The 24,657-nt window shown below is 74.2% G+C and carries 30 protein-coding genes; 11 read left to right on the top strand and 19 right to left on the bottom strand.

Going from position 1 to position 24,657, the window contains the following annotated elements; genetic code table 11:
* Window positions 1-41 precede the first annotated feature (41 nt).
* Both IEZ04_RS07885 and IEZ04_RS07880 read left to right on the top strand, forming a co-directional pair.
* Entirely contained in the window at window positions 42-809 is a 768-nt protein-coding gene (locus IEZ04_RS07885) for an MBL fold metallo-hydrolase (RefSeq protein ID WP_189215957.1), read from the top strand.
* Between the two features lie 145 nt (window positions 810-954).
* Entirely contained in the window at window positions 955-1,581 is a 627-nt protein-coding gene (locus tag IEZ04_RS07880; RefSeq protein ID WP_189215956.1) for a DedA family protein, read from the top strand.
* Window positions 1,582-1,621: 40 nt separating this feature from the next.
* Here IEZ04_RS07880 and IEZ04_RS07875 read toward each other — a convergent pair whose 3' ends face one another.
* From IEZ04_RS07875 to IEZ04_RS07860, 4 genes are all read right to left on the bottom strand, one after another.
* Window positions 1,622-2,764 (bottom strand): MBL fold metallo-hydrolase, encoded by a 1,143-nt coding sequence (locus IEZ04_RS07875; protein WP_189215955.1) that lies wholly within the window; start codon window positions 2,762-2,764, stop codon window positions 1,622-1,624.
* Window positions 2,761-4,011, bottom strand: a complete 1,251-nt coding sequence (locus IEZ04_RS07870; protein ID WP_189215954.1) for an aminotransferase class I/II-fold pyridoxal phosphate-dependent enzyme — start codon at window positions 4,009-4,011, stop codon at window positions 2,761-2,763. Before IEZ04_RS07870 ends, IEZ04_RS07875 begins: the two co-directional genes overlap by 4 nt.
* Window positions 4,012-4,157: 146 nt before the next feature.
* The gene (locus IEZ04_RS07865; protein WP_189215953.1) at window positions 4,158-5,195 is read right to left on the bottom strand and encodes a hypothetical protein; all 1,038 of its coding nucleotides are present in this window, start codon (window positions 5,193-5,195) and stop codon (window positions 4,158-4,160) included.
* A gap of 222 nt (window positions 5,196-5,417) precedes the next feature.
* The gene (locus tag IEZ04_RS07860) at window positions 5,418-6,134 is read right to left on the bottom strand and encodes an ANTAR domain-containing response regulator (protein ID WP_189215952.1); all 717 of its coding nucleotides are present in this window, start codon (window positions 6,132-6,134) and stop codon (window positions 5,418-5,420) included.
* Here IEZ04_RS07860 and IEZ04_RS07855 point away from each other — a divergent pair.
* Both IEZ04_RS07855 and IEZ04_RS07850 read left to right on the top strand, forming a co-directional pair.
* Window positions 6,117-6,377 (top strand): hypothetical protein, encoded by a 261-nt coding sequence (locus tag IEZ04_RS07855; RefSeq protein ID WP_189215951.1) that lies wholly within the window; start codon window positions 6,117-6,119, stop codon window positions 6,375-6,377. The two genes, IEZ04_RS07860 and IEZ04_RS07855, sit on opposite strands and share 18 nt — an antisense overlap.
* A gap of 9 nt (window positions 6,378-6,386) precedes the next feature.
* Complete coding sequence (locus tag IEZ04_RS07850; RefSeq protein WP_189215950.1) at window positions 6,387-7,538, top strand: PAS domain-containing protein; 1,152 nt, start codon at window positions 6,387-6,389, stop codon at window positions 7,536-7,538.
* On the opposite strand, the gene IEZ04_RS07845 is transcribed toward IEZ04_RS07850, so the two are convergent.
* Window positions 7,535-8,332, bottom strand: coding sequence for an RNA polymerase sigma factor SigF (locus IEZ04_RS07845; protein ID WP_189215949.1), 798 nt, complete (start codon window positions 8,330-8,332; stop codon window positions 7,535-7,537). The two genes, IEZ04_RS07850 and IEZ04_RS07845, sit on opposite strands and share 4 nt — an antisense overlap.
* Before the next feature lie 358 nt (window positions 8,333-8,690).
* Here IEZ04_RS07845 and IEZ04_RS07840 point away from each other — a divergent pair, with 358 nt between their 5' ends.
* The 4 genes from IEZ04_RS07840 (at window position 8,691) to IEZ04_RS07825 (ending at window position 10,978) form a co-directional block, all read left to right on the top strand.
* Window positions 8,691-9,080 (top strand): DUF2795 domain-containing protein, encoded by a 390-nt coding sequence (locus IEZ04_RS07840; protein ID WP_189215948.1) that lies wholly within the window; start codon window positions 8,691-8,693, stop codon window positions 9,078-9,080.
* A gap of 152 nt (window positions 9,081-9,232) precedes the next feature.
* Window positions 9,233-9,673 (top strand): CBS domain-containing protein, encoded by a 441-nt coding sequence (locus tag IEZ04_RS07835; RefSeq protein WP_189215947.1) that lies wholly within the window; start codon window positions 9,233-9,235, stop codon window positions 9,671-9,673.
* 146 nt (window positions 9,674-9,819) lie between these two features.
* Window positions 9,820-10,416 (top strand): diguanylate cyclase, encoded by a 597-nt coding sequence (locus IEZ04_RS07830; RefSeq protein ID WP_229820894.1) that lies wholly within the window; start codon window positions 9,820-9,822, stop codon window positions 10,414-10,416.
* A 7-nt stretch (window positions 10,417-10,423) separates the two neighbouring features.
* Entirely contained in the window at window positions 10,424-10,978 is a 555-nt protein-coding gene (locus IEZ04_RS07825) for a type 1 glutamine amidotransferase domain-containing protein (RefSeq protein WP_189215946.1), read from the top strand.
* A 91-nt stretch (window positions 10,979-11,069) separates the two neighbouring features.
* Here IEZ04_RS07825 and IEZ04_RS07820 read toward each other — a convergent pair whose 3' ends face one another.
* Complete coding sequence (locus IEZ04_RS07820) at window positions 11,070-11,330, bottom strand: DUF6158 family protein (RefSeq protein WP_189215945.1); 261 nt, start codon at window positions 11,328-11,330, stop codon at window positions 11,070-11,072.
* Window positions 11,331-11,386: 56 nt separating this feature from the next.
* On the opposite strand from IEZ04_RS07820, the gene IEZ04_RS07815 reads away from it, so the two are divergent.
* Complete coding sequence (locus IEZ04_RS07815) at window positions 11,387-12,499, top strand: baeRF2 domain-containing protein (protein ID WP_189215944.1); 1,113 nt, start codon at window positions 11,387-11,389, stop codon at window positions 12,497-12,499.
* 33 nt (window positions 12,500-12,532) lie between these two features.
* On the opposite strand, the gene IEZ04_RS07810 is transcribed toward IEZ04_RS07815, so the two are convergent.
* Window positions 12,533-14,152 carry an ABC-F family ATP-binding cassette domain-containing protein gene (locus tag IEZ04_RS07810; protein WP_189215943.1) on the bottom strand — a complete coding sequence of 540 codons (1,620 nt, stop codon included), beginning with the start codon at window positions 14,150-14,152 and terminating at the stop codon, window positions 12,533-12,535.
* 157 nt (window positions 14,153-14,309) lie between these two features.
* Here IEZ04_RS07810 and IEZ04_RS07805 point away from each other — a divergent pair, with 157 nt between their 5' ends.
* The gene (locus tag IEZ04_RS07805; RefSeq protein ID WP_189215942.1) at window positions 14,310-15,845 is read left to right on the top strand and encodes a bifunctional phosphatase PAP2/diacylglycerol kinase family protein; all 1,536 of its coding nucleotides are present in this window, start codon (window positions 14,310-14,312) and stop codon (window positions 15,843-15,845) included.
* Between the two features lie 64 nt (window positions 15,846-15,909).
* The gene (locus IEZ04_RS07800) at window positions 15,910-16,080 is read left to right on the top strand and encodes a hydrophobic protein (RefSeq protein ID WP_189215941.1); all 171 of its coding nucleotides are present in this window, start codon (window positions 15,910-15,912) and stop codon (window positions 16,078-16,080) included.
* 24 nt (window positions 16,081-16,104) lie between these two features.
* On the opposite strand, the gene IEZ04_RS07795 is transcribed toward IEZ04_RS07800, so the two are convergent.
* From IEZ04_RS07795 to IEZ04_RS07740, 12 genes are all read right to left on the bottom strand, one after another.
* Entirely contained in the window at window positions 16,105-16,377 is a 273-nt protein-coding gene (locus tag IEZ04_RS07795; protein WP_189215940.1) for a gas vesicle protein K, read from the bottom strand.
* Window positions 16,374-16,577: a gas vesicle protein gene (locus IEZ04_RS07790; RefSeq protein WP_189215939.1), complete on the bottom strand. Its 204-nt coding sequence runs from the start codon at window positions 16,575-16,577 to the stop codon at window positions 16,374-16,376. The genes IEZ04_RS07795 and IEZ04_RS07790 overlap by 4 nt, the downstream gene beginning before the upstream one ends.
* Window positions 16,574-17,377, bottom strand: a complete 804-nt coding sequence (locus IEZ04_RS07785; protein WP_189215938.1) for a GvpL/GvpF family gas vesicle protein — start codon at window positions 17,375-17,377, stop codon at window positions 16,574-16,576. Before IEZ04_RS07785 ends, IEZ04_RS07790 begins: the two co-directional genes overlap by 4 nt.
* Window positions 17,374-17,790, bottom strand: coding sequence for a gas vesicle protein (locus IEZ04_RS07780; RefSeq protein ID WP_189215937.1), 417 nt, complete (start codon window positions 17,788-17,790; stop codon window positions 17,374-17,376). Before IEZ04_RS07780 ends, IEZ04_RS07785 begins: the two co-directional genes overlap by 4 nt.
* Entirely contained in the window at window positions 17,787-19,004 is a 1,218-nt protein-coding gene (locus IEZ04_RS07775) for an SRPBCC family protein (RefSeq protein WP_189215936.1), read from the bottom strand. The genes IEZ04_RS07780 and IEZ04_RS07775 overlap by 4 nt, the downstream gene beginning before the upstream one ends.
* Window positions 19,001-19,726 carry a DNA primase gene (locus IEZ04_RS07770; protein ID WP_189215935.1) on the bottom strand — a complete coding sequence of 242 codons (726 nt, stop codon included), beginning with the start codon at window positions 19,724-19,726 and terminating at the stop codon, window positions 19,001-19,003. Before IEZ04_RS07770 ends, IEZ04_RS07775 begins: the two co-directional genes overlap by 4 nt.
* Window positions 19,723-19,986, bottom strand: a complete 264-nt coding sequence (locus IEZ04_RS07765) for a gas vesicle protein GvpG (protein ID WP_189215934.1) — start codon at window positions 19,984-19,986, stop codon at window positions 19,723-19,725. The genes IEZ04_RS07770 and IEZ04_RS07765 overlap by 4 nt, the downstream gene beginning before the upstream one ends.
* Window positions 19,987-20,076: 90 nt before the next feature.
* Window positions 20,077-20,826, bottom strand: a complete 750-nt coding sequence (locus IEZ04_RS07760) for a GvpL/GvpF family gas vesicle protein (RefSeq protein ID WP_189215933.1) — start codon at window positions 20,824-20,826, stop codon at window positions 20,077-20,079.
* Complete coding sequence (locus IEZ04_RS07755; RefSeq protein ID WP_189215932.1) at window positions 20,823-21,245, bottom strand: gas vesicle structural protein GvpA; 423 nt, start codon at window positions 21,243-21,245, stop codon at window positions 20,823-20,825. Before IEZ04_RS07755 ends, IEZ04_RS07760 begins: the two co-directional genes overlap by 4 nt.
* A gap of 49 nt (window positions 21,246-21,294) precedes the next feature.
* Window positions 21,295-21,714 carry a gas vesicle protein GvpO gene (locus IEZ04_RS07750; RefSeq protein WP_189216053.1) on the bottom strand — a complete coding sequence of 140 codons (420 nt, stop codon included), beginning with the start codon at window positions 21,712-21,714 and terminating at the stop codon, window positions 21,295-21,297.
* A 116-nt stretch (window positions 21,715-21,830) separates the two neighbouring features.
* Window positions 21,831-22,754 (bottom strand): non-homologous end-joining DNA ligase, encoded by a 924-nt coding sequence (gene ligD / locus IEZ04_RS07745; RefSeq protein WP_189215931.1) that lies wholly within the window; start codon window positions 22,752-22,754, stop codon window positions 21,831-21,833.
* 45 nt (window positions 22,755-22,799) lie between these two features.
* Window positions 22,800-24,650 carry a transketolase gene (locus tag IEZ04_RS07740; protein WP_189215930.1) on the bottom strand — a complete coding sequence of 617 codons (1,851 nt, stop codon included), beginning with the start codon at window positions 24,648-24,650 and terminating at the stop codon, window positions 22,800-22,802.
* Between the last annotated feature and the right edge of the window lie 7 nt (window positions 24,651-24,657).

The following is a 24,657-nucleotide window of genomic DNA, read 5'->3' as shown; positions in this document are numbered from 1 at the left end:
GTCGCGCGAAGGGATCGCGAGGGGACGCGGAAGGAGCGCTCGTGGAGATCACGTGGTGGGGGCATGCCACCTGTACCGTCGAGGACTCCGGCACGCGCGTGCTCACCGATCCGCTCTTCGCGCGCCGGCTCGCGCATCTGCGCAGGCGCCGGGGGGCGCCGCCGCCTCCCGAGGCGGCCGTGGCGGACGTGGCGCTCGTCTCGCATCTGCACGCCGATCACCTGCACGTACCCTCGCTGGCGCGGCTCGCGCCCGGCACCCGGCTGCTCGTGCCCAGAGGCGCGCGGCGCCAGGTGCCCTCCCTGCGCCGGCTCGCCCATCTGCGGCTCACCGAGGTGGTGCCCGGGGACGAGATTCAGGTCGGTGCCCTGCTGGTGCGCGTCGTCCCCGCGCGGCACGACGGCCGCCGGCTGCCGGTCGGGCCGCACCTCTCGCCGGCCCTCGGCTATGTCATCGAGGGCACCGCGCGGACGTACTTCGCCGGGGACACCGGGCTGTTCGATTCGATGGCGGACGAGGTCGGGCCGGTCGACGTGGCCCTGCTGCCGGTCGGCGGCTGGGGACCGCACCTCGGTGCGGGGCACCTGGACGCGGGGCGCGCGGCCGAGGCGCTCGCGCTGCTCAAGCCGCGCAGCGCCGTACCGGTGCACTACGGCACGTACTGGCCGATCGGCATGGACGCCGTACGTCCCCACGAGTTCCACGCCCCGGGTCACGAGTTCGTACGGCTCGCCGCGGAACACGCGCGCGGGGTGACCGTGCACCGGCCGGAGCACGGGGAGCGGGTACGGCCGGAGGTGGCGCGGTGAGCGGTCGTCCGCGCCGCGCGGCGGGGTGGTACGTGTCGGCTCCGCCGCCGGAGCCGGGCATGCGCATATCGGGCTCGACACCGGGGTCGGGCGCGCCGATGGCGGGCGCGCCGATGGCGGGTACCGGCGCCCCGGGGGGTGTCGCGTGAGGTTGCTCGCCGTGGCGGACGCGGTCGTGCCGACCGCGTCCGCGCACCAGGCGATCGGGTATCCGACGCTGTTCCTGCTGGTGCTGGTCGGGGCGCTGCTGCCGGTGGTGCCGACCGGGGCACTGGTCAGCTCGGCCGCCGTGGTCGCCTTCCACGACTCGGCGCCCGTCTCGCTGCTGCTGCTCTTCGGGGTGGCGGCCGGCGCCGCGTTCCTCGGGGACATCGCGCTGTACTGGCTGGGCCGGCGCGGAATGCACTCGAAGAACGGTTCGCGCTGGCTGGAGGCGATCCGGCGGCGCGCTCCGGAGGACCGGCTCGCACAGGCCCGCGGGAAGCTGCACGACCACGGGGTGACCGTCCTGGTCCTGTCCCGGCTCGTCCCGGCCGGCCGCATCCCGGTGATGCTGGCCTGCCTGATGGCGGAGATGCCGATGCGCCGCTTCGCCCGCGGGAACCTCCCGGCGTGTCTCGCCTGGGCCGTCACCTACCAGCTCATCGGCATCCTCGGCGGCTCCCTGTTCCACGAGCCGTGGGAGGGCGTGCTGGCGGCGGTCGTACTGACGCTGCTGATCAGCACGGTGCCGAGTGTGTGGCGCAGGGTGCGCGGGGCGCGGGCCCGGTAGACCGGGGACCCGGCTCGCGCGGATCACGGCGGGCGTCCCGTCATCCGGTTCGTCCGGTGACGGGGCCCGCGAGCCGGTCCAGCGCCCGGGCCCCTCCCACGGGGAGGTCCCACAGCGCCTCGCGGGGCAGGCCCGCCCGCTCCCAGGCGGCCCGCACCCGCAGCAGCGGTTCGAGGACCGGCTCGGCCGACAGCAGGAAGGTGCCCCAGTGCATCGGGGCCATGCGGCGGGCGCCGAGGTCCTGGAAGGCGCGCACCGCCTCCTCCGGGTCGCAGTGGACGTCCGCGAGCCACCACCGCGGCTCGTACGCGCCGATCGGCAGCAGCGCGAGGTCGATGCCCGGATGGCGGCGGCCGATGCGGGAGAACCAGTGGCCGTAGCCGGTGTCGCCCGCGAAGTAGACGCGGTGCCCGTCGCGGTCGGTCAGCACCCAGCCGCCCCAGAGCGAACGGCAGGCGTCGGTCAGGGAGCGCTTGGACCAGTGGTGGGACGGCACGAAGTCGAGACGGATACCGCCGAGCCCGGCGCCCTCCCACCAGTCCAGTTCGGTGACGCGGGTGAACCTGCGGCGCAGGAACCAGCGTCCGAGCCCCGCGGGGACGAACAGCGGGGTGTCGCGCGGGAGCCGGGCGAGCGTGGGCGCGTCGAGGTGGTCGTAGTGGTTGTGGCTGATGACGACGGCGTCGACACGCGGCAGGGTGCACCAGGCGACACCGACCGGGGTGATCCGGGGCGGCGTGCCGAGGATGCGGCGGGACCACACCGGGTCGGTGAGCACGGTCAACCCACCGATCCGGATCACCCAGCTGGCGTGCCCCGCCCAGGACACGGCCGGGGTACGGGCGTCCACCTCCGGCAGCGGCTCGGGGTCGTACGGGATCCGCGCGATGTCGGCGAGACCCTCACGGCGCGGGCGCAGCGCGCCCTCGCGCGCGAACCGGGCGAAGGCTCTGATGCCCGGCAGCGGCGTCGTGAGCCGGTCCTCGAACGACCGCGGCCAGACCCGCCGCTCCCCGGCCGGCCGCACCGCCCCGGCTGCGCCGGCCCCGTCGACGGCACCGCCCGGCGGGGGTGCGGTGCCCGGGGGCCCCGGGGCCGTGGGCGGGGTTCCGGCCGTGCCCGTGGCCCGTCCGGCCGGTGGGTCACCGTCCGGGGCGTCGGGCGGGGTGGGGCGGGGTGTCATCGACGGGGCTCCCGTCGCCTGGTGTTGTCGTCGAGGTCCTCGAAGGCTGATGCGAACTCGCTCAACGCGCGTTCGACGTGCGGGAGTTCCAGCGGGTCGGGGGCCGTGAGGGACGCCGCGCGCTCCTCGGCGGTGGTGCCGAGCAGGGGGCTCGTGGAGAGCCGGACGCGCAGTGCCCCGAGGTCGTCGCCGAACCGGTGGCCGCCGGGGGCGGGCATGTCGAGGCGGAAGGCGAGGAAGTCCTCCAGTTCCTGCGCGTCCCCCACGCCGTACCGGGCGAGCGCCGGGCGGAGCGGGCCGAGGTCCGCGTAGACGTGCCGGCCGGCCACCGGCGGCGGGGCGAGTGCCCCGGCGGCGACCACCGCGCGGTGCAGGGCCCCGGCCACGCGCGCGTGCAGCCGTACCGCGGCGGTGAGCCGGGCCGTCACCTCGGCGGGCTCGCCCAGCGCGTGGGCGGCCACCGCCGCGACCGGGGTGGCGACGTGGGCACCGAGCCCGGTGAGCACGTCCAGGACCCTCGCCCGCAGCGCGCCCCCCATGTCGTCGTCCGGGAAGCGCGCGACGGCGGCGGGCCAGCCGGGCGGCAGGAAGGAGCCGACCAGGTCGGTGACCACGGTGACGCGGCCGGGGAGCATCTCGGCCGGGCCGAGCAGAACGGTGTCGTGCGGTGCGTGCACGGTGTCGCGCCAGGTCTCGTCGCTGACCACGTGCAGTCCCTCGCTCACGGCCGCCTCAAGGGTCTCGTGCACGAGTTCGGGCGGCGCGACGGTGGCGGTGGGATCGTCCGCGACGCAGAGCACCAGCAGCCGCGGGTCACCCCCCTCCACGCGCACCCGGCGCACCGTCTCCAGCAGGGCGTACGGGTCCGGGACGCCACCGCACTCGGCCGGCGTCGGCACGGGGAACGGCGACCTCCCGGACGCCCGGGTGCCCGGCGCCCACCACGCGGCGCACGGACGCGGGATCAGGACGTCCCCGCCGACCGCGGTGGCCAGCGCGAGGAGCAGCGCGGGCGCGCCGGGGGCGGCGGCCACCCGGTCGGGTCCGGTGGGCAGGCCCCGCCGGTCCCAGTAGCCACTGGCGGCCTCGAGGAGCTCCGGTCCCCCGCCGACGGGTTCGGCGGCGGGACGCTCGGCGGCGGCGCAGAGCCGGGCGACGAGGCCGGGCAGTACGGGAAGTCCCTGGTCGGGGAGGGGCGGGCCGTAACGGACGGGACCGTGCCCCTCCGGCTGCGTCCGACGCCGCATGAGTGCCTCCGCGCGAGTCCCGGTGCGGGTGCGCCACCCGCAGCAAGCCAACCCGTCCCGTTTGGTGCCGATCGCTTCCTCGGCCACTGAGTACCCAGGGTTCCGCGTCGTCATGGGCGTCCGGCCGCGTTGCGCCGGTCACTGCGTCAGCGGTGCGCGGAGCGTCCCCGGCGGCGCGGGCGCAGCCGCTGGACGGCGGCACCGACGGCGCCCGCGACGAGCAGGCCGCCGGCGGCCAGGGCCGGGACGGAGTCGGTGAACGCGCCGCCCTCGCCCGCGCGGACACCGCGGTCCATCGCCGGCGGGTCGGTCACCGGCAGGTGGGAGTCGCCGTCGTGCGGGTCCCTGTCCCTCCCGCTCCCCCCTTCCCTCTCCCTGTCCCCTTCCCTCTCGCTGTCCCCTTCCCCTTCCCCTTCCCCTTCCCTGTCTCCCTCGCCTCGCGACTCCGCTTGCTCGTGCTCGTGCTCGTGCTCGTGCCCGTGTTCGTGGGAGCCCTGGGAGTCGTGCGGGTCCTCCCTGTGGGCGCCCTCCTCACGGCCGTCCCCACCGTGGGAGTCCTCGCCGGGGTCGGCCCCGTCGTCCATCCCCTCGGCGTGCGGATCGCCGCCGCCCTCGTACGCGCCCTCGTCGGGCGGCGACTCCGCGCCGGGGTCGTCCCCGTACGGCTCCCCGGTCCCGGCCCGGAGGAGGGTTCCCCGGACTTCGCCCCGGGTGCCCCCGCCGTGCCGGTCACCGCGCGGGAAGACCGTGACCGTGGTGTTCCACCGCTCGCCGTGCCCGTCGGGTCCCGCCGGGCAGGTGCCCAGGACGGACCACGCGGAGGAACCTCCCTCCTCGGGCCCGCGACCGGTCGCGAGGTCGCCGGCGGGCGCGATGCGGGCGGAGCCCCGGTAGGCGGGGCCGGCGGTGTCGTCCCTCCCGGGGACCCGGTGCAGCCGGGCCGTACCCCCCGCGAACGCCTCGGAGTACGCCTCGACGGTCTCGGGGAGCGGGCCGCCGGCCGGGGTGCAGGAGACCGAGACGGTGGTCGAGCCGTCCGGGTCGACGGCGCGCGGGCCGACCCGGGCGGACGGGCCGTCCCCGATCGGGGCGGGACCGGAGAGGGCCGCGGCGGACAGGACGGTGGTGGAGAGTGCGGTCGCCGACAGGACGGCGACGGACAGGGCGCGGGCGCTGCGGTGCATGGGCGGGGCTCCTTCGGCGGACTCCGGCGGGCTGGGCCCAGGGACACGACGGCCGTCGTGCCCCGCGCTCCATCACAGCCCGCCCGGCACCGCGCCGCGCGCCGCCGGGCACCATTCGCGGGACGCCCGCCGCCGAGCGGGTGACACACCACCACCGGCGCGCCCCGCCGGACGTACGGGCCACCCCGCCCCCCACACAACGCCGGACGCACGGAGTCCCCGTCACCCGGACAGCAGCGCCAGCTCCCTCTCCAGCCCCCGCCCCCGCTTGTCCACGACGGCCGAGGCGACGTCCGTCAGTTTGCGGTGGGTGCCCTGCGAAACCCGGCGCAGGATCCCGAACGCGGCGTCCGCGTCGCAGCCCAGCACGTGCATGACGATGCCGCAGGCCTGGTCGACGACCGGCCGGGAGCGCAGTGCGGTGCCCATCTGGTCCAGTTCCGTCAGCGCGGCCCGGTAGGAACGGTCCCGCAGCAGACAGGCCGCGGCCAGGTCGCCGAGCGTGCGGGCGGGCCCGTGCGGGGCGTCCCGCAGGGTGCCGGGCCGGAAACTGTAGAGGCTGAGCGTGACGGTCAGTCCCGAGCGCCGGAACGGGAGGGTCACGCTGGAGCGCACCCCCGCGTTCAGGGCGACCGCGCGGTACTCCGGCCAGCGGTCCTCCCGCAGCAGGTCCGCCGCGTCGACCGGCTCACCGCCGCGCACCGCGGCCGGTATCGGCCCGTCACCGGAACGGAGCTGGACGGAGACCAGTCCGGCCAGGTCGGGGTGGGTGACCGCCGCGGGCCGTTCCCCGCCGCCCCCGGTCACCGTGCTGCTGGCTCCGCAGCAGGCGCTGGTGCAGCGGGCGGCCTCCTCGGAGAGTTCGAAGAGCCTGCGCCCCGGCAGTGAGGACTCCGGGGACTCCGGACCCAGGCGGCGTAAGTGAGCGTTCTCCGGCATGTGCACGCCTCCTCCCCGGGCGCCTGCCCGCTCGCCCCCGGCGGAAACGGCGAGGCCGGCCGGCAGCTCTCCGGCCGCCTCGCGGGCGGCCGTGTCCCGCAGTGGTCCCTCCACCGCCGTAGGTTCCGTGTACGGACCCCGCTGGACGATCCGTCCACCGGCGAGCACGACGACCTCGTCCACGGCCCCCCGGTCCGGCCAGGGCGCCGCATCCGCCGGTCCCTGCGCGGCCGTCGGCGTTAGGTTCGGGGCATGGCGCAGACGGACGAGTTCGGTGAGGAACTCGCGGATTTCGTACGCCGTGTCGCGGAGCTCAAGGCCGCCCGGTCGGTGCCCAGGGACGATCTGCCCACCGTGCTGGACGCGGCGATCTTCGAGCTCGATCACGTGGCCGACCGGCTGTGGCCCGGATACGAGCGGCTCTTCTCGTCGGCCGCGCCCGGCGGGGGCACCGGGGAGCACCAGGAACTGCAGCTGCTGAAGGGGGCCCTCCAGCGGCTGCCGCTGCCCGTCGCGCTGGTGGACCGCGAGACGGTGGTGCGCCGGATGAACGCGGCGGCGAGCTCCTTCACCGGCGTGCGGGCGGGCTACGCCACGGGACGGCCGATGACCGGGTTCCTGGCGCACGCCGACCGGGTGGCGTTCCGCACCCAGGCGGCGGCGGTGGCCCGCGGGGAGGGCGACCGCAGTCTCACCGTCCATCTCCAGCAGTGCCCCTCGGCCCCGGTGCGGGCGACCCTGACCGCGCTGCGGCCGAGCGGCGAGCCGCGGACGGTGGTGCTGGTACTGCTCCAGCCCGCGGCGCCCGACGGCCCGGCGGCCGGGCCGTCCGCGCGCCCGGTGCCCGACCTCGCCGAGACGACCAGGCACGCGGCACTCCTGGACCTGGTGGACGCGATGACCACGGCCCTGCTCGACGGGCCCGCGGACGGCGCCCTCGGGCGGGCCGCGCGCGTGCTGCACGGGCGGTTCGCGGACTGGGTGGTGGCCGACACCGGTCACGTGCTGGACGACTGCCGTCCCTGTGCCGCCGGGGGCGGCCGGCCGGCCCGTACGGTCGTGCTCGGGCCGTCGGAGCCCGCGGCCGCGGCCGTCGCCGCGCAGGATCCGGCGACGTGCCCGCTGGTCGTCGAGGCGGCGCGCGGCGGTTCCCCGGTCCTCAGGGTGCGGCCGGCCGATCCGGACGCCTTCGGCCGGGACGCCTCGGGGGCGCCGGTCCTCGTCCGGGCCGACGTCACCTCGCTGCTGTGCGTGCCGCTGGCCGTTCCGGACGGCCCCGTGCGGGGCGTGCTCACCCTGTTCCGCTCGGGCGCCCGGCCGGCGTTCTCCCTGGCCGAGGCCCAGGCCGTGGACATGATGTCCCGTCACCTCGCGCTGGCCATGGGCGGCGGGGCCACGGCCTAGGACGCGTCCCGCAGCACCTGTTCCCGCAGCCGGTCGCAGCAGCGGCTGATCAGCCGGGAGACGTGCATCTGGGAGATGCCCAGCTGCTCGGCGATCCGGCTCTGGGTCATGTCGTTGAAGAAGCGCATGTAGAGGATGGCGCGCTCGCGCTCCGGCAGGGCCGCGAGCCGGGGCCTGACCGCCTCACGGTCGACGACGGTGTCGAGCGCGGGGTCGGGCGAGCCGAGGGCGTCGCCGAGCGAGTAGCCGTCATCGCTGCCGGGCAGTTCCGCGTCGAGGGAGAGCGCGGTGAAGCTCTCCAGTGCCTCCAGGCCGGCCTGCACGTCCTCCTCGCCCAGGCCCGTGTGCTCGGCGATCTCCGCGACGGTGGGCCGCCGGCCGGGGGTGCTCTGGGACAGGTCCTGGCAGGCGAACCGCACCCGGTTGCGCAGGTCCTGGACGCGCCGCGGCACGTGCAGGGTCCACATGTGGTCGCGGAAGTGACGCTTGATCTCGCCGGTGACGGTGGGGACGGCATAGCTCTCGAAGGCGTTGCCGCGGTCGGGGTCGTACCGGTCGACGGCCTTGACCAGGCCGAGGGCCGCGACCTGCCGCAGGTCCTCGAAGCTCTCCCCTCGGCTGCGGAACCGGCCCGCGAGCCGTTCGGCCATGGGCAGCCACGCCGTCACGATGCGCTCGCGGAGTTCGTCGCGCTGTCGCCCCGGGGGCAGTGCGGCGAGCCGGCGGAACGCCGCCGCGGTGTCGGGTGCGTCGTCGTGCGAGTGCCTGGCGTGTGCCTGTGCCTGTGTACGCATGGTGCGTCGCAACTCCCTCGAGGGGTGCTCTGGGATGGACGGTCACCGTGGAAGCGCGGCCTGATCGGCGGGGCACACCCGTGGCGGCGGTGCGCCGCTCCCACGGACGTGCCTCCTGTCCGAAGCACTGAGTGTGCGCCTGCCCCGGGGTGTCCCCGGCAAACGCCCCGGGAGGTTTTCCGGCGCACCCGCCGGTGCACCGTGTCCTGTGGTGTGCGTGCCCCGCCCACGCCCCGTCCGCACGCTGTTCCGGCACTCTCCCCGCGGTCCGGCCAGGAGCACCGCGGTGGAATCCGTGTTGATGCCCGCCTCACGGGTACGCGGTCGCCACCTGCGTAGATTCGGAGTGGAGCGAGAGATGCAGCGAGGCAGCGACCGGCTGAACGTCCACCGCGACGACGAGATGAAGCACGAACTGCAGGGCCTGCTCCGGTCCGGCCACCCCACGCGCAGCGAGGAGTGGCACGACCCGGAGCCGACCGCCGAGGACGATCCCGAGGTCTGGCAGAACCCGGTGGCCCCCGGCCGCACCCCGGCCGCCCGGCTGGAGGCGGTGCGTCTGGAGCTGGCGCGCGCGCTGGGACGCACCGCGTTCCCCGCCGGCCCCCGCGAGCTGGTCGGGGAGCTGCGGGACAAGCGCGTCCCGGACGGACTCGTCGAGGCCGTCGAAGGGCTGCCGGAGGACGAGCGGTACCCCACCGTGCACGCCCTCGCGGAGGCGGTCGTGGGGACGACGGAGAGCGCCTGACGCGTACCGGCCTCCCGGGCGGACGCCGAAGCATGGGTGCCCCGCTCCGGGGTACTGCGGCGACGTCACTTTCGACTGTCGAGCAGGCGTACGCATCGGATCGCGTGCGTCGGCGCGGAAGCGCGAGAACGCGAGAAGGGGAGGCCACGACCATGGCTGATTACGTCAGGGAGGTCATGACGCCCGGGGTCGTCACGGTCCGGCCGGACACCTCGCTCGTGGAAGCGGCGCAGCTGATGCGGGCGCAGGACATCGGAGACGTCCTCGTCACGACCGGCAACCGGCTCGTCGGCGTGCTGACCGACCGCGACATCACCCTCCGCGCCGTCGCCGACGGCGCGGACCCGTTGACGGTGAGCGCCCAGGCCGTGTGCACGCCGGACCCGGTGGTCGTGGGCCCCGACGACGCGGTGTCCGCCGCCGTCGGGCTGATGCGCGACCACGCCGTACGGCGGCTGCCGGTCGTCGAGGACGGTCATCCGGTCGGCATGGTCAGCCTCGGCGACCTGGCCCTGGCCGAGGACCCGGCGTCGGCGCTGGCCGACATCAGCCGGGCCGAGCCGGACGGCTGGCCGGACGGAGGCCTCTTATGACCGCGTCCGCCACGGCCGGCTCCGTGATCACCGGGCCCGCGACGACCGGCCCCGTCGTGACCGCGGGTGGGGTGCGCCCGCACCGGACGGCCCGGACCGGTCCGTCCACCACGGTCGACGTGGGCGAGGCGACGACCCGGTACCTGATGTACGGGCTGCTGCCGTCGTGGTTCGTCCCCGGGGTGGCCGACTGGGTGATGCACCGGCGCACCCGCATCGAGGAGACGTCGGGGACCAAGGAGTCCCTGATCCACGCCCTGATGATGACCGAGATCGGCGTGCCCATCGCGCTGACGCTGCGCTACGAGGTCAATCCCCTGCTGCTGTCGGTGCAGCTCGCGGGGGCGGCGGCGCACGAGGCGACGGCGCTGTGGGACGTGCGGACCGCCGTCGACAGCGGCCGCGAGGTCACGCCCGCCGAGCAGCACGTCCACAGTTTCCTGGAGTCGCTGCCGTTCGCGGCGCTCGCGTCGCTGATGTGCCTGCACGCGGACCAGGTGAGGTCGCTGCTGGCGGGCGGGGGCGCGGATCCCGGCGCGTGGCGCCTGTTACCGCGCCGCCGGCCGCTGCCGCCCGGGTACCTCGCGGGCATCGGGCTGGCGATCGGCACCTGTGTGGTGCTGCCGTACGGCGAGGAGCTCAGGCGCTGTCTCCGTACGGCGAGGAACGAGAGGAAGCGCGCCGGGAGGAGGGCCCGGTCCCGGGCGGGCAGGGCCCGCCGGCGCGCACGGAAAGGACAGTGAGGATCTCATGCGTATCGCGTTTCTGACCGCCCCCGAGGGCGTCGAGCAGGTCGAGCTCACCGAGCCGTGGAAGGCCGTGGCCGACGCGGGCCACGAGCCGGTGCTCGTGTCCACGCAGAGCGGCGAGGTGCAGGGCTTCGACCATCTGGACAAGGCGGACACGTTCCGCGTGGACCAGGTGGTCGCGGAAGCCTCCGCCGGGGACTTCGACGGGCTCGTCCTGCCGGGCGGCGTGGCCAATCCGGACGCCCTGCGGACCGACGAGAAGGCCGTGGCGTTCGTCCGTGACTTCTTCGACCAGGGCCTCCCGGTCGCGGCGATCTGCCACGCCCCGTGGACGCTGATCGAGGCGGACGTCGTCCGCGGCCGGACGCTGACCTCCTGGCCGAGCCTGCGGACGGACCTGCGCAACGCGGGCGCCGAGTGGGTCGACGAGCAGGTGAAGATCTGCGAGGGCGGCCCCAACAAGCTGGTCACCAGCCGCAAGCCGGACGACCTGAAGGCGTTCTGCGACTCCCTCCTGAGCGTGTTCGGCGAGGAGGCGTCCCGCCGGAACGGCTGAGCCGCCGGAGCCCGGCACCGCACACACGGCGGCGGCTGCCGTGACGGACCGAATGTCCGTCACGGCAGCCGTCGCGGTGTGTGCGGGTGTCTCAGTCCTCGGCCTCCCGTTCGCGCGCGCCCTCGCGCGTGCGGCCGGCCGCCACGACACGGCGCGGGTTGCGGCGCAGGTACTCGCCCTCCAGCTCCGCCATGCGCTCGTTGTGCACCCGCAGCGCGTCGTTCGAACCGTGCAGGAGCGTGTCGTGCCGGGTGCGGTGGATGGTCTCCAGCTCCTTCATCAGCTGCTGGTCGTCCAGCTGACGGGGGTCGACTCCGGTCATGGTGGTACCCCGCTCGTCGTGTTCCTTCATGCGGTCCGGGTACCCGCCCCGCAAGCGTTACCCCGAGCAGCCCCCGGGAGGGAGCCATGGAGCTCGCCTTTCTCGACCCCCTGTACGAACACCCCGGGCCCTGGGCCTCCGTGTACGTCGATCTCTCCCGGCACACGGAGAACATGGCCCACGAGCGCACGCTGACGGCCGACGCCCTGTCCGGACAGCTGGCCGCCCAGGGTGCCGACGAGCGGACGTGCCGGGCCGTGCGCGACGCGGTGCACGACCTGCGCCACGCGACCGATCCGCACGGGCGGGCGCTGTTCGCCCGCGACGGCCGGGTGGTCCTCGACACCCCGCTGGCCCGGCGTCCGGCGGTCGGCAGCACCGCCCACTGGTCACCGCTGCCGCACACCGCGCCGCTGCTGGAGCTGGCGGGCGAGGACCCGCTGTGCCTGGTGGCGTACATCGACCGGCGGGGCGCGGACTTCGAACTGCGCAGCTCCGCGCTGGGCAGCCGGGACGCCGGCACGGTGACCGGCCGGCAGTGGCCACTGCGCGAGACCGGCTCGGCCGCATGGTCCGAGCGGCACTTCCAGCTGAAGGTGGAGAACACCTGGGAGCACAACACGGCGGAGGTCGCCGAGGCGCTCGCCGCCTGCCAGGAGGAGACCCGGGCCGACCTGCTGATCCTGGTCGGGGACGTCCGGGAGCGGCGGTCGGTGCACGAGCTGCTGCCCAGGCACCTGCGGGACCGTGTGACGGAGACCGGGCACGGGGCCGGCAGCAGGCTGCTGGACGGCGACGTGGAGCGCATCCGCGAGGAGCACGTACGGCAGCGGGCGGCGGACGACCTCGGGCGGTTCCTGGCCGCGCGGGCGCCGGGCCCCGACGGGCGCGCCCGGGCCGTGGAGGGCGTGCCCGCGGTGATCGAGGCGGCCCGTGAGCACCGCATCGACGAGCTCCTGGTCCGGCTGGACGGCTCCGACGCGCACACCGAGGTGTGGGTCGGCGAGGACCCCGACCAGCTCGCGGTGCGCCGCGGCGACCTGCGCGCCTTCGGCGAGCGGGAGGCGTGGCCGGCCCGCGCGGACGACGCGCTGGTACGCGCCATGGTGGCGACGGGCGCCCCGGCCGTCTCGGTGACCGTGGTCGACGACACCGACGCGCCGGTGGGCGGTCTGGGCGCGCTGCTGCGCTGGACGTGACCCACGACCCTCAGCAGGACGGGAAGCGGAGCGTCAGCGGGCCCGTTCCACCCGCCGCTCGTCCCACACCGGCTCCGCCGTCTCGCGTACGCGGCCGTCGGAGCCGAAGACGAGGAAGCGGTCGAAGGAGCGGGCGAACCAGCGGTCGTGCGTGACCGCGAGGACCGTTCCCTCGAAGGCCTCCAGGCCGTCCTGGAGCGCCTCCGCCGACTCCAGGTCCAGGTTGTCCGTCGGCTCGTCGAGGAGCAGCGCGGTCACGCCCTGGAGTTCCAGCAACAGGATCTGGAAGCGGGCCTGCTGGCCGCCCGAGAGCCGGTCGAAGACCTGCTCGGCCTGGTTCGTCAGCTCGTACCGCCGCAGCCGCGACATCGCGGCGCCGCGGTCCTGGGCGTGCTCGGCCCACAGGATGTCGAGGAGGGTGCGGCCCTCCAGCTCGGGGTGGGCGTGCGTCTGGGCGAAGTGCCCGGGGACGACGCGCGCCCCGAGCTTCCACTGCCCGGTGTGCGCCACGTCCTCGCCCGCGAGCAGGCGCAGGAAGTGGGACTTGCCGGAGCCGTTGGAGCCGAGGACGGCGACCCGTTCGCCGTAGAAGACCTCCAGGTCGAAGGGTTTCATCAGGCCGGTCAGTTCCAGCCCGGCGCAGGTGACGGCCCGTACGCCGGTGCGGCCGCCCTTGAGCCGCATGGTGATGTCCTGCTCGCGCGGCGGTTCCGGCGGCGGTCCGGCCTCCTCGAACTTGCGCAGCCGGGTCTGCGCGGCGCGGTAGCGGGACGCCATGTCGTCGCTGACCCCCGCCGCCTGCCGCAGGGTCAGCACCAGCTTCTTCAGCTGGGCGTGCTTCTCGTCCCAGCGGCGCCGCAGCTCCTCGAAGCGGGCGAAGCGTTCCCGCCGGGCCTCGTGGTAGGTGGCGAAACCGCCGCCGTGCACCCACGCGTCCGCGCCCGCCGGGCCGGGTTCCACGCTGACGACCCGCTCGGCGGCACGCGCCAGCAGCTCCCGGTCGTGGGAGACGAACAGCACGGTCTTGCGGGTCTCCGCCAGCCGCTCCTCCAGCCAGCGCTTGCCGGGGACGTCGAGGTAGTTGTCGGGCTCGTCGAGGAGCAGCACCTCGTCCGTGCCGCGCAGCAGGGCCTCCAGGACCAGGCGCTTCTGCTCGCCGCCGGAGAGCGTGCGCACCTGCCGCCACTGCGCCTTCTCGTACGGCACGCCCAGCGCGGCCGTGGTGCAGATGTCCCACAGCGTCTCGGCCTCGTAGCCGCGTGCCTCGGCCCAGTCGGAGAGGGCCTGCGCGTAGGCCAGCTGGGCGGCCTCGTCGTCCACGGTCAGGATGGCGTGCTCGGCGCGGTCGACGGCCCGGGCCGCCTCCCGGATGCGGGGCGGCGCCACGGAGACCAGCAGGTCCCGTACGGTCGACTCGTCCCGTACGGACCCCACGAACTGCCGCATCACACCGAGGCCGCCGCTCACGGTGACCGTCCCGCCGTGCGGTTTCAGCTCGCCCGAGAGCAGCCGCAGGAGGGTGGTCTTGCCCGCGCCGTTGGGCCCGACGAGGGCCGTGACGCTGCCCTCCCCCACCCGGAAGGACACGTCGCCGAGCAGGGTCCTCCCGTCGGGGAGGTGGTACTCGAGGTGTGCGGCTTCCAGATGTCCCATGGGCACGCATTGTCCGGGTGGCCGATACCGCCCCGCAATCCGTTTTGCGGGGCCGGCCACCGGCCGAGTCCTTCCCCCGTCCGGCGGGCGTGTCGCCGTCGGCCCGCGCGACCTGTGGCGCTGGCAGAAAAGGGCCGCCCCGGGGTACGTGTGATCCATGACCGCAGACGTCGACCTCACCGTCCGCCCGCCGGGCCCCCACGTCCTACGGGACCGTTTCCTCGCCCTGGACTGCCGCCTGTTCGAGGCGGTGGCGACCCGTCACTGGCCGGGCGGCGACCACGTGCTCCCCCGGCTGACCCGGGCCGCGAACCACGGCAAGCTCTGGTTCGCCGTGGCGGCCGGCCTCGCCGCGACCGGCAGCCCGCGGGCCCGCCGGGCCGCCGTCCGGGGCCTGGCCTCGCTGACGCTGGCCTCGGCCGCCATCAACACCGTGGGCAAGCGCTCGGTCCGCCGGCCGCGGCCGGTCCTGGACAAGGTGCCGCTGGTGCGGCAGCTGAAGCGACAGCCGATCACCACCTCGTTCCCCTCGGGCCACTCCGCGTCGGCGGCGGCCTTCGCGGCGGGTGTCGCCCTGGAGACCCGCGGCCTGGGCGCCGCGGTGGCGCCGATGGCCGCCGCGGTCGCGCTCTCGCGCGTGTACACGGGGGTGCACTACCCGAGCGACGTGCTCGCGGGCGCGGCCCTCGGCGTGGGCGCCGCCTATGTCGTACGCGGTCTGGTGCCGGCCCGCGACCGGCTCCCGTCGTCCGGGTACCCGCGGGCCGAGGCGCCCGCACTGCCCGACGGGGAGGGCCTCGTCGTGGTGGTCAACCGGGGCGCGGGCACCGCCGACCGCGTCAGCGCCCTGCAGGAGGTCCTGCCGCGCGCCGAGACCGTGGAGTGCGAGCCGCAGGACCTGCCGGACGCGCTGGAGAAGGCGGCCGCCCGTGCGCGGGTGCTCGGTGTGTGCGGCGGCGACGGCACGGTGAACGCGGCCGCCGGGGCCGCGCTGCGCCACGGCCTGCCCCTCGCGGTCCTCCCGGGCGGGACCCTCAACCACTTCGCGGCGGACCTCGGCGTCGAGGACGCGCGGGCCCTCGGCCACGCCGTGCGGAAGGGCGAGGCCGTCAAGGTGGACGTCGGACGGTTCGCCTCTGGCCCCGAGGAGGGCGCGGAGGAAGGCCCGGAGAAGGAGGGGATCTTCCTCAACACGTGCAGCCTGGGCGTCTACCCGGAGCTGGTGCGCGAGCGGGAGCACCGGGAGGAGCGGATCGGCGGCTGGCCCGCCGGTGTGCTCGGTGCGCTGCGCGTGCTGCGAGCGGACCGCCATCCGCTGCGCACCCGGTTCCAGGACCGGCCGCACCCGGTGTGGCTGCTGTTCGCCGGCAACGGCACGTACCACCGCATGGGGCTCACCCCGGGCCGCCGCTCCGGCCTCGCGGACGGGCAGCTCGACGTCCGCGTGGTGCACGGCGGCCGCCGCCCGGCCCTGCGGCTGGTGGCGGCGGCCCTGGCCGGCCCGCTGACCCGCTCCCCCGCGCACGCCGCGGTGCGCGTGCCACGGCTCCAGGTGGAGGGCCTCGCCCCGGGCACCCTCCTCGCGTACGACGGTGAGGTCACCGACGTGGCGGGCGAGCTGCGCCTGTCCAAGCTCCCCGAGGCGCTGACGGTGTACCGGCCGCTGGTCCCGCACGGGCCGCGCGAGCGGTGAATAAACAGCCGGGTGATGCCTGATTCAAGGATTTCGGGTCATACGGAGAGCAGGAGGTGGCATCATGGTTCCCCTTTTGATCGTCCTGCTTCTGGCCGTCATCCTGTTCGGTCTGGGATTCGTGGCGAAGGTCTTCTTCTGGATCGCCCTGGCCGTCGTCGTCCTCTGGGCGCTCGGCTTCCTGCTGCGCGGCACGAGCGCCTCCGGGACACGCGGACGCTGGTACCGCTGGTAGCCGGTACGGAGCACACCGGCGGGATCAGTGCCGCGGGAGCAGCGGTCCCAGCGGCCCGAGGTCCAGGTTCAGGTCCTCGGGCCGCAGTCCGTACCGCTCCCGCAGTTCGGTCATGCGGTCGTCCAGCAGCATCAGGGTGAGTCCGATGCGCTCCTCCTGCTCCTCGGTCAGCTCCCCGGTGTCGAAACGGCGCACGGCCTGGCGCTCCATGAGCTGACGGAGCAGTTCGACGACGGTGAGCACGAGCTTGACGAGATCGCGCTCCACCGTGTCCGGCTCCAGTTCCAGCCGGTTCACGGCGTCTCCTCCCGCGGTGTCTCCTGCCACGGCGGGGGCACCTTCCCGTTCACCGAACTGATCAGCGCGTTCAGGTCGACGCGGACCAGGTCGACGTCGGCGATGCGCAGGGTGAGGTCACCGGTGATGACGACACCGCCCGCGAGCAGCCGGTCGAGCAGGTCCACGAGGGCGATCTCGCGGCGTTCCACGACCGTCACGCCCGCTCCTCCTCGGTGTTCTCTGTGTTCTCGGTGTCCTCGGTGTCCTCGGTGTCCTCGGTGAAGGAGTACGGCGCCCAGGGCCCGGTGAGCTCGACGCGCAGTCCGGGGGTGTCGTCCTTGGCGCGGTCCACGAGCTCCACGAACTCCTCCGATCCTCCCCGCGGCACCAGATAGGCGGCGTTCATCACGTTCTGCCCCGCGGCGCCGGACAGCACGGAGTTCTGCGGCGCGTGCATCCGGTGATCCTCGGCGCGCCCGGCGAGCGATCGGTGCAGAGCGCGGGCGAAGGTCTCGGCGGCCTCCCACATCTCGTCCCGCGAGCGGGTCCGTACCTGCCGCTGCCGCAGGTAGTCACGGCCCGAGGCGGCCTTCTCCGCCGGTGCGGGCGCGGCGGGCTCCGTGTCCAGGTAGACCTTGACGCCCCATTCCACCCGCCCCTCCAGCCGGTCGAGCGTGCGCCGGAACTCGGCCTCCCGGGCCTCGATCATCGTCCGCAGGCCGCTGTCGTCCCGGAACACGGTGCCGAGCCGCAGCGGCAGCGGAGTGGTGACGGTGGTGAGCGCGTCGATCACGCCCTGATGGGCGCGGGCGGTCGAGCCGAGCCAGTCCAGGTCCTCCAGATGGGCCCGCAGCGGACCCTCCGCGAAGTCGTCCTCCGGCACCTCGCTGAGCACGGCGACCAGCCCGTGGTGGGACAACAGCTTCGGCGGCACGCCCGCCACCCCCGTCAGCTGGGCCTGGAGGGCGGCGCCGAAGGGACGGCAGATGGCGTAGACGTAGCGCAGGCCGGCGGTCATGACGGCTCCTCTCGGACGCGGCCGCGCTCCAGGGGGGCGCCCTCCCGGCGTGCCACACGCTTCCGGGAGGTGCCCCCCTGGCCCCGGCCGCGTTCCAGTTCGGCGAGCCGCGCGCGCAACGCGGCGTTCTCACGGGCGAGCTCGTCGCGGTGCGCGAGTTCGTCGCGGTGCGCGCGCGAGGACAGGGCGGGGTCGGTCTCCCACCAGTCGATACCCATCTCCCTGGCCTTGTCGACGGATGCGACGACGAGGCGGAGCTTGATGGTGAGCAGCTCGATGTCGAGCAGGTTGACGCGGATGTCCCCCGCGATGACGAGTCCCTTGTCGAGGACGCGTTCGAGGACGTCGGCGAGGTTGGCCCCGCCGCTCTGCCCGAACGGCTCAGGGGCTCGGCCACCGCCGGGGAACGTCACCGCCGGCCACCGCCCGCGGGGGCCCGGTCGCCCTCGTCCTCGTCCTCGTACTCGTCGCCGTACTCGTCCTCGTACTCCTCCTCCGGCGCGCCCTCCGGCTCCTCCTCCGGCACCTCCTCGGCAGCGTCCTCCGGGGCCTCTTCGTCCCCTTCGTACTCCTCCTCGTCGCCGTACTCGCCGTCGTACTCGTCCTCGGCCTCCTGAGCGGGCTCCTCGGACTCCTGCTCCGGGGACTCCTCCTCCTCCGGCTGGTCCGGCTCGTCCGGTTCCCCGGACTCGTGGGCCTCGTCGGACGCCTCGGGGTCCTCGCCCTGCTGTTCCTGTTCCTGCTGTTCCTGTTCCTGCTGCTCCTCCGCGACGGCGTCCTCGTGCGTGCGGACCACCTCGCCGTCACGGATCTCGCCGCGCCAGCCGTCCTCCGCCTCGCCGCGCATCATGATGAACCGGGCGAAGTTCTTCAGGTCGAGACGGGCCCGGCGGCCCTGGGCCCGCCAGATGTTGCCGGTCTTCTCGAACAGGCCCTTCGGGTAGTACTCGATCACCAGGATGACGCGCGTGAGGTTCTCGGCGAGCTCGTGGAAGGAGACCACGCCCTTGGTGGTGCCCTTCGCGCCCTCCGAGGTCCACACGATCCGGTCGTCCGGAGCCTGCTCGGTGGTGTGGGCCTTCCAGCTCCGGCTGGACCAGAAGATCTTCATCTGCCAGTCGGAGTGCGTGTCGTCGGCCCGGTTCGCGCTCTTCACGCCCTTGGCGAAGGTGCTGAAGGTCTGGTACTGGGTCCACTGGTCGTAGGCGGTGCGCAGCGAGACGCCCACGTCGATGGACTCGATGATGACGGTGGGTTTCTGGCCGGCACCGCCCTTGCGCCCGCCCTTGCCTCCGCCGAGGTTCTTCAGCGCGCCCACCACGTTGTCCTTGGCGCGCGAGGCGCCGATCTCCACGGCGGACCGCAGGGGGCCCTTGCCCTCGGCGAGCTTGCGGCCGCCGTCGAGGGCGAGCTTGGCGAAGCCCGGGCTGTTGCCCTCGGCGATGTCGTTGAGCTTGCCGGTGGTCTCGCCGAGCTTGCGGCCGACACCGGTCAGCAGGCGCGTCGCCTGCGCGGCGAGGTAGTCCTGCACCTCGGCCTTCAGCCGGTCGGCCGCCTCGCTCTTCGCCAGTCCGGCCAGTGGGCCGTCCTTGGCGCCGTTCGCCGCGGAACGCACGGTCTCGGTCATCGGTCACCGCCCTCGCGCTGCGACCGGGAACGGGTCCCGGAGGCGGCCTGCCTGGCCACGGCCGTCTTCTTGGCGGGGGCCTTCTTCGCGGTCTTCCTCGCCGCGGCCTTCTTCTGCGCCGGAACCTTGCCGGCCGCCGTCTTGGCGTCGCCCTCTCCGGACGGCTTCCTGGACGCGGCCTTCTTCGCCGGCGCCTTCGCCCGGGGCCGTTCCGGTTCCTCGTCCCGGTCCTGGTCCCGCGGTTCCGGCTCGTTCTCGCGCTCGTCGCGCTCGTCGCGCTCGTCACGCCCGGCGCGGCGGTTTCGCTCGTCGCCGTCGTCGTACGCGTCGTGGTCGTCCTCGTCGTACGGCTCGTCGTCGTACGGCTCGTCGTCGTCGCGGGAGCGGCCGGGCAGGTCGGGGGTCACCCCGGCGAGCTGGTCGCGCACCTGGGCGGTCCTGCCGTGCAGCCGGTCGGCCAGCCCCTCGATCTGCCGCTCGACCAGCGCCCCGGAGGCCGCCTTGCCGACACCGCGCAGATCGTCGCGGATCTGGTCGCCGATCTCCTTGAACTGCGGGTTGTTCTGCAGCTGCTGGGAGACCAGGTCCGCGATCCCGCGCGGGCTCAGGTTCATCCGCTTGCCCGCCACCATGGTCCCGACGGCGAACGCCAGTTTCATCTTCTTCGTCCGCCCGAGCAGATATCCGGCCCCGACGGCGAGGCCCAGTCCCAGTCGATTCATCCTGTCGTCCCGTTGCCCGTTCCCGCGCCCCTTTGCGCGCTGATCTCCAGCCGGTCCAGGAGCACGTCCTCCTGCCGGTCGAACTCCTCCTCGTCGATCTCTCCCGCCTCCAGGAGCTGTTCGAGGCGGGCGAGCTCGGCCCGGATGGTGCCCGGGTCGTAGTACTGGCGCTCGGCCTCGGCGAGTACCTGTCGTATCGCCCAGAAGCCGCCACGCACGGGTGCGAACGGCAGCAGCAGCACCTCACCGATCAGTCCCATGCCATCCGTCCTCACCCGTGCCCGGTGTCCGGACCCGTCCGGTCGTCGTTCCTCACACGTTCCCGCCGTCGCTCATGTCGGCGCGGCCGGTCACACCCTCGCCTCCGCGGGCTCGGACGGCGCCGGCTCCACGAAGCTGTACGGCGGCAGCGGCCCGTTCACCCGCACCTCCAGGTGCGGGTACTCCTGGCGCACCCGCTCCACGCCGGCCAGGAACTCCTCCGCCTTCGCCCGTTCCACCAGGAACGACACGTTGGCGAGCCAGCCGGTCGAGTCCGGGCCGACGCTCTCGGCCGCGGCGGTGTTCTCCAGCGCCTGCCGCAGCAGCGCCGCGTCCTCGGCCTCCCGGTTCTGCACCGCGGCCGCCACCATCTCGCCGAGCCGCAGCTTGTCCTCGTAACTCCCGCCGCCCGACTGCCGGTTGGACTGCGCGAGGGCGCGCAGCTCCGGGTTGTCGGACATCACGCGGTGCAGCACGGCCTCCTGGTCGTGGCTGGCCTTGACGTTGTACTCGACCTTGCCGTCCAGGGCCTTCAGCCGCTCCAGGTAGTGCTCTGCGCGCTCGGCGAGCACCCCGGTGACGGACGCGTCGTCCGGGGCCACGCTGCCGAACCGCATGGGCAGCACGGCGCCGCCGGCGCCCGCCTCGTTCAGCACGTTCTGGTGGGCGAGCAGGTCCTTGCGCTTGGGGCGCAGGTCCTCGGGGGCGTCGCTGACGATGGCCGCCAGCTCGCCCTCCTCCAGGACGCGCACCTTGAGGGCCGGGGTGCCGACCCCCTCCATGTCCCGGGGGAGCGAGGGGTGCGAGCGGGCCGCGATGCCGTAGACGTACGTGCTCACTCGTCGTCCCCCCTCTTGCGCGCGGCGGTCTTGCGGGCCCGCGGCCTCGACTCCGACTGGCTCTCCTCACGTGCCTGCGAGAAGGCGTCCGAGATCGTCTGCGCCGCCCCGGACAGGGCACCCTTGGACTTGCCGCGGGCACCGGACTCGGTGATCTCACCGACCAGGTCGGGCAGGCCGGGGCTCTTGCGCGGCCCCGACTCCAGGTCGAGGCGGTTGCACGCCTCGGCGAAGCGCAGGTAGGTGTCGACGCTGGCGACGACGACACGTACGTCGATCTTCAAAATCTCAATGCCGACGAGGGAGACCCGCACGAAGGCGTCGATCACGAGCCCTCGGTCGAGGACGAGCTCCAGGACGTCGTACAGGCCGCTGCTGCCGCCTCCTCCGCCGGTCTGCTGTGCAGGGACTACCGTCATGCCTGCCGTTCCTCCTTGCCTGTGTGGTAGGGATGTGCGGGACGGCGGCCTACTGGCCGCCGGAGCGGCGCGGGTCCGCCCTCCCGCGTTCGTAACGGCGGACGCGCCGGTAGCCGGTGAGCTCGCCGTCCTGGTCGAGTTCGACCAGGTAGCTCGCCATGAGGCTCATCGTGTCCGGGACCCGTTCCAGTTCCAGGACCTCGACCTCCAACGTCCAGCCGTCCTCGCTCTGTTCGAAGGTCGACACGGACTCCGGCACCAGGCCGGTGAGCTCGGCGAGCTGCGTGCGCGCGTTGCGCAGCACCTCCATGGGACGGGGCCGCCGGGGCTTCGCCGCCCTCTCTTCGCTCTCTGTGCTGTCTGGGTTCTCTGTGTTGTCCGGGTTCTCTTGGATCTCTTGCTGCTCTTCGTCGTCCGCAGAGGATGTGTGGGACTTCCGCGGCTTCGATGACTGTGATGTGTTCGTCATGGCCACCTCGAACACCGGGTGCTCACAGTCGCGTTGACGAAACCACCAGACATGCGTGTACCGGCCACGCAGCGTGTCGCGCACCGCGTGGCCGGTTCCGTGCGCGCCCCGTCGCCTCAGCCGCGCAGCGCCTCCAGACGCCGCCGCGCGGGGCCGAGCGCGCGGGCCCGGTCCGGCAGCCCCGCCCAGGGCTTGGTGCGGGCCTGCTCGACGGCGTCGGCGACGGTCCAGCGCCGGGCGTGCAGCGCGGGGTCGTCCAACTGCTCCCGGGTGAACGGGGTCGCGACGGGGGCGCCCGGCATGGCGCGCACCGTGAAGGGCGCGACGGCGGTCTGGGCGTAGGCGTTGCGCTGCACGTCCAGGTACAGCCGGTCGCCGCGGTCCTTCTTGCGGGCGGCGGTGGTGAGCCGGTCCGGGTGCCGCCCGGCGAGCCACTCGGCGACGTCGTGGGCGAATGCGCGCACACCGTCGAAGTCGTCGTCACCTCTCAGCGGGACCACGACGTGCACCCCGCGCGAGCCGGTGGTCATCAGGCCGAACGGCAGCCGCAGTTCGTCGAGGAGCTCACCCAGGTCGTGCGCGGCCCGGCGGACCTCCTCGAAGTCGCCCTCCCCCGCCGGGTCGAGGTCGAAGACCAGCCGGTCGGGCCGGTCGACCGAAGCGGCCCGGGAGAGCCAGCGGTGCAGGGTCAGGCACGCCTGGTCGACGAGGTAGAGGAGGGTGGCGGTGTCGTCGCACACGACGTGGTGGACGGTGCCGCCCTCCTTGGTCACCTCCACGCGCCGGATCCAGTCCGGGTAGTGCTCGGAGGCGTTCTTCTGCATGAACCGGGGCCCGTCGATCCCGTCCGGGTGCCGTTCCAGCATCAGGGGCCGGCCGCGCAGCTGCGGCAGGAGGTACGGGGCGACGGCACGGTGGTAGGCCACCAGGTCGGCCTTGGTGATCTCCGTGCCGTGCGCACCGCCCGGGAAGAGCACCTTGTCCGGCCGGTGGATCTCCACGGTGCGGCGGCCGGCCCGTACCGTACGGGTGCCGGTCATCGTCTCAACTCCCTTCCGGTACGGGCCGGTCGCCGGTGCCCGCGGTCACGGTGCCACCGCGTGCTCCACCAGCAGCCGGGCCGCCGCCGCGATCGACCCGGCGTCGATGCCCGCCGCGTGCAGCTGCTCCTCGGGGCTCGCCGAACCCGGCATCGTACGGACGGCCAGGCGCACCAGACGGGGTACGGGGCGCCCGTCGGTGAAGGCGTCGAGCACCGCGTCGCCGAGGCCGCCCTCCTCGTGGTGGTCCTCCACCGTGAGCAGGCAGCCGGTCTGCTCGGCGGCCTCGCGCAGGGTGTCACGGTCGACGGGCTTGACCGAGTACAGGTCGATCACCCGGGCGCGGATGCCCTCGCCCTCGAGCGCGTCGGCGGCGGCGAGGGCCTCGTGGAGGGTGACCCCGGCCGCGACCAGCGTGATCCGGTCGCTGTCGGAGGACCGCAGCACCTTGGCTCCGCCGACCGGGAACTCCTCGTCCGGGCCGTAGATCACCTTGTTCTTGCCGCGCGAGGTGCGCAGGTAGCGGATGCCGTCGAGGTCCGCCATCGTGGCGACCAGCTTCGCCGTCTGGTTGGCGTCGCACGGGTACAGCACGGTGGAGCCGTGCACCGAGCGGAGCATCGCCAGGTCCTCCAGGCCCATCTGCGAGGGCCCGTCCTGGCCGATGGCGACGCCCGCGTGCGAGCCGACGAGGTTGAGCCCGGCCCCGCTGACCGCGGCCATGCGCACGAAGTCGTGGGCCCGGGTGAGGAACGCGGCGAACGTGGACGCGTACGGCACCCAGCCGCGCGAGGCGAGCCCGACCGCGTTCGCGACCATCTGCTGCTCCGCGATGTAGGCCTCGAAGAAGCGCTCCGGGTGCTCCTTGGCGAAGTACTCGGCGCGCGTGGAGTCGCCGACCTCGCCGTCCAGGGCGACGACGTCGCCGCGCGCGGAGCCGAGCGCCGCGAGGGCCTGGCCGAAGGCGTCGCGGGTGGCGGCCTCCTCGCCGAGCTCGAAGCGCGGGAGCTGCAGGTGGCCCGCGGAGGCGGGGCGCGGCTCCTGCGCCTCGTCCGGCCGGTGCACCTCGATGCGCAGGTCGCGGATGCCGCCGAGCTCCTCGATCGCCTCGTCCGCGTCCTTCAGCGGCTTGCCGTGCAGGCCCTCCTTGTCCTCCGTGGCCGCGACGCCCTTGCCCTTGAGGGTGCGGGCGAGGATCACGGTGGGCTGGCCGGCGGTGGAGAGGGCCTCGCCGTAGGCGCGGTCCACGGCGTCCACGTCGTGGCCGTCGCCGACCTCCACGACGTGCCAGCCGAAGGCCCGGAAGCGGCGGGCGTACGCGTCCAGGTCGTGCCCGTGCCGGGTCTCGCCGCGCTGGCCGAGCCGGTTGACGTCGACGATCGCGGTGAGGTTGTCCAGGTCCTCGAAGCCCGCCTGCTCCGCCGCCTCCCAGATCGAGCCCTCCGCGAGCTCGCTGTCGCCGCACAGCACCCACACCCGGTATCCGGTGCGGTCGAGGCGCTTGCCGGACAGCGCTATGCCGACGCCGACGGGGAGGCCCTGGCCGAGCGAGCCGGTGGCGGTCTCCACCCACGGCAGCCGCTGGGGGGTGGGGTGCCCCTCGAGCCGGCTGCCGAGCTCGCGGAAGGTCAGCAGCTCCTCGTCGGTGATCGCGCCGGCCGCCTTGTACACGGAGTACATCAGCGGTGAGGCGTGCCCCTTGGACAGCACGAAGCGGTCGTTGCCGGGGTGGTCGGGGCGCTCGAAGTCGTAGCGGAAGTGCCGGGCGAACAGGACGGCCGCCAGCTCGGCGGCCGACATGGAGGAAGTGGGGTGTCCGGAGCCCGCCGCGGCGGCGGCACGGACGCTGTCCACGCGCAGCTGCTGGGCCAGTTCGGACAGTTGATGGTCACTCACGCTCGTG

The organism is Streptomyces ruber, assembly GCF_014648075.1.
In the GTDB taxonomy this organism is placed as follows: Bacteria; Actinomycetota; Actinomycetes; order Streptomycetales; family Streptomycetaceae; genus Streptomyces; species Streptomyces ruber.
Note: the sequence above shows the minus strand (reverse complement) of the source record. Positions and strands in the feature narration are given on the sequence as shown.

Bases quoted from the DNA above. Each gene is read 5' to 3' on its own strand.
- IEZ04_RS07875 (WP_189215955.1), bottom strand. From the start codon at position 2,764: ATGACACCCCGCCCCACCCCGCCCGACGCCCCGGACGGTGACCCACCG.
- IEZ04_RS07870 (WP_189215954.1), bottom strand. From the start codon at position 4,011: ATGCGGCGTCGGACGCAGCCGGAGGGGCACGGTCCCGTCCGTTACGGC.
- IEZ04_RS07865 (WP_189215953.1), bottom strand. From the start codon at position 5,195: ATGCACCGCAGCGCCCGCGCCCTGTCCGTCGCCGTCCTGTCGGCGACC.
- IEZ04_RS07860 (WP_189215952.1), bottom strand. From the start codon at position 6,134: ATGCCGGAGAACGCTCACTTACGCCGCCTGGGTCCGGAGTCCCCGGAG.
- IEZ04_RS07850 (WP_189215950.1), top strand. From the start codon at position 6,387: ATGGCGCAGACGGACGAGTTCGGTGAGGAACTCGCGGATTTCGTACGC.
- IEZ04_RS07845 (WP_189215949.1), bottom strand. From the start codon at position 8,332: ATGCGTACACAGGCACAGGCACACGCCAGGCACTCGCACGACGACGCA.
- IEZ04_RS07840 (WP_189215948.1), top strand. From the start codon at position 8,691: ATGCAGCGAGGCAGCGACCGGCTGAACGTCCACCGCGACGACGAGATG.
- IEZ04_RS07835 (WP_189215947.1), top strand. From the start codon at position 9,233: ATGGCTGATTACGTCAGGGAGGTCATGACGCCCGGGGTCGTCACGGTC.
- IEZ04_RS07830 (WP_229820894.1), top strand. From the start codon at position 9,820: ATGTACGGGCTGCTGCCGTCGTGGTTCGTCCCCGGGGTGGCCGACTGG.
- IEZ04_RS07825 (WP_189215946.1), top strand. From the start codon at position 10,424: ATGCGTATCGCGTTTCTGACCGCCCCCGAGGGCGTCGAGCAGGTCGAG.
- IEZ04_RS07820 (WP_189215945.1), bottom strand. From the start codon at position 11,330: ATGAAGGAACACGACGAGCGGGGTACCACCATGACCGGAGTCGACCCC.
- IEZ04_RS07815 (WP_189215944.1), top strand. From the start codon at position 11,387: ATGGAGCTCGCCTTTCTCGACCCCCTGTACGAACACCCCGGGCCCTGG.
- IEZ04_RS07810 (WP_189215943.1), bottom strand. From the start codon at position 14,152: ATGGGACATCTGGAAGCCGCACACCTCGAGTACCACCTCCCCGACGGG.
- IEZ04_RS07805 (WP_189215942.1), top strand. From the start codon at position 14,310: ATGACCGCAGACGTCGACCTCACCGTCCGCCCGCCGGGCCCCCACGTC.
- IEZ04_RS07800 (WP_189215941.1), top strand. From the start codon at position 15,910: ATGGTTCCCCTTTTGATCGTCCTGCTTCTGGCCGTCATCCTGTTCGGT.
- IEZ04_RS07785 (WP_189215938.1), bottom strand. From the start codon at position 17,377: ATGACCGCCGGCCTGCGCTACGTCTACGCCATCTGCCGTCCCTTCGGC.
- IEZ04_RS07775 (WP_189215936.1), bottom strand. From the start codon at position 19,004: ATGACCGAGACCGTGCGTTCCGCGGCGAACGGCGCCAAGGACGGCCCA.
- IEZ04_RS07770 (WP_189215935.1), bottom strand. From the start codon at position 19,726: ATGAATCGACTGGGACTGGGCCTCGCCGTCGGGGCCGGATATCTGCTC.
- IEZ04_RS07765 (WP_189215934.1), bottom strand. From the start codon at position 19,986: ATGGGACTGATCGGTGAGGTGCTGCTGCTGCCGTTCGCACCCGTGCGT.
- IEZ04_RS07755 (WP_189215932.1), bottom strand. From the start codon at position 21,245: ATGACGGTAGTCCCTGCACAGCAGACCGGCGGAGGAGGCGGCAGCAGC.
- IEZ04_RS07750 (WP_189216053.1), bottom strand. From the start codon at position 21,714: ATGACGAACACATCACAGTCATCGAAGCCGCGGAAGTCCCACACATCC.
- ligD (WP_189215931.1), bottom strand. From the start codon at position 22,754: ATGACCGGCACCCGTACGGTACGGGCCGGCCGCCGCACCGTGGAGATC.